Source organism: Furfurilactobacillus entadae (assembly GCF_045862745.1).
In the GTDB taxonomy this organism is placed as follows: domain Bacteria; phylum Bacillota; class Bacilli; order Lactobacillales; family Lactobacillaceae; genus Furfurilactobacillus; species Furfurilactobacillus entadae.
On sequence record NZ_BQXN01000047.1, the window covers coordinates 1 to 1,637 of the forward strand.

2 protein-coding genes are annotated in these 1,637 nt (G+C 44.1%); both read right to left on the reverse strand.

Annotation, left to right across the window (positions count from 1 at the left end):
- A partial coding sequence (locus tag ACKTR5_RS11640; RefSeq protein WP_407881668.1) for a hypothetical protein occupies positions 1-1,014 on the reverse strand: 1,014 nt, incomplete at its 3' end.
- A 39-nt stretch (positions 1,015-1,053) separates the two neighbouring features.
- Positions 1,054-1,637, reverse strand: a 584-nt coding sequence (locus ACKTR5_RS11645) for a hypothetical protein (protein ID WP_407881669.1), incomplete at its 5' end; no start/stop codon positions are given.

Sequence of the window (1,637 nt, forward strand, 5' to 3'; positions counted from 1 at the left end):
AACATACTGATTGTTTTTCTGATCCACCACGGTAAGCAGCTTTCCATCGCCACTGATGGACGTGTTACCCGTAACGACCCGCAGGCTCTTAATGTATAGGTCCATCACGGTTGAATCCTCGCCATGCACCTGACATTGCACTTCAATCTGTTCTACGGGTTTATAAGTCACCGGATCAATCTGTGGCTGCCCAGCCCCGTAGTTATAGGCGAAACCAACCACACTTGGCAGTGAGCCAGTAAACTTAACGTTTTGCACCTGCGGCGCAAAGACACCCACGATTTCATCAATTTGCTTCTTAATCGCATCAAGTGCGGACTGTAGTAAGGCAATTTGTGCTGGCATCGAGCCTGTTGCATCGTCCAGCTGTTTCTTGATGTTGTTCATGTAGGTGGTAAAAGCGTCTAAATCATTGCCGGCCGTCGTTTTGGCGTTATTCAAAAGCTCTTCGAACTTTTGATACTTGGCGTCAAATTCATCAGTCAGTGATTTGATCAACGCTGCCATTTGTTGTTGAAAATCACTGTCAAAATCGTGATTGGTTACGGTCAGGTTGGCAAACTCATTGGGCATGACCGACATGCTTAAGTTTACAGTGCCTAAAGTTTGTGGCCCTTCACGCACTACCAGCATAAGTTGCCGGAAAACCCCAGCAGCTAAGAAGAACGCTTTAGGCAGTAATAATGTGGCCCGTCCGACCCCCCAATCATCCTGTTCAGACGTTGGCACACCGGCATAAGTTAAATGGTGAATTTTAATTTTGGTTTCTGCATCTTCACCGTAGAGAATTAACTCTGTATTTTGAGTGAAATGCATTGGTACCCCATTGCTAGTAATCCATAGTGGCAAAGGCCGATGATCGTCGCCCACCCGTGGGTGCATGGGAATCTGATAGGACACAATTGTAGGATTGGTAATATCCACTTTGTAATGCCCATTTTTAGAACCGCCAATTGGTTGTGGAGTCCATGTTAACGGGTCTTTTACATATACGTCAGTAAAATTTGGATCCATTTCTTCACACCTTTCTATTTTCAGTAAGCAAAAAAGAACCTACTGCATGATCAGTAAGTTCTTTTTAAAGACTGTTTGATAAAGCGTCAATGCGTTAAACACTGTCTGCCAATTATCATTCAGCTTTTTAATGTAGTTGTCGTCAGTCATTAATCCAAGTGGTGTGCTCACTTGTGGTGGAACATAGTAATTCATCTCATCGTCTTGGATTTCGAAGTCGCGCAACACATCCGTCAAAACACACAAATCGGCGTTAATCGGTGCGAACACGTTCTGTAACTCTAGGTAAAGTTTACGATCCAGACTATTACTTGTTAACTCACTGATCGTAGTGACCACTAACGTGTCATCGTATTCATAATTGAACTGGTCCAATAATTTATTAACCAGGCGTGTAAACAGATTCAGGTTATTGTTCATCACCCATTTAAGGTCACGAACGCTCGTCATCGACATCTCTTTAACAGCCCATTGCTTTACTAGTCCAAAATGACGCGGCATGTAATTCAATCCCTCAATCGGTTTAAGCGTTGACCAGTTGGTCAAATCGTTGTTAATTGCGGTTGAATAATACAGCCGCCGCTTCGGGATCCAACCAGCCCCTGGGTCGCTGTACAGTACCC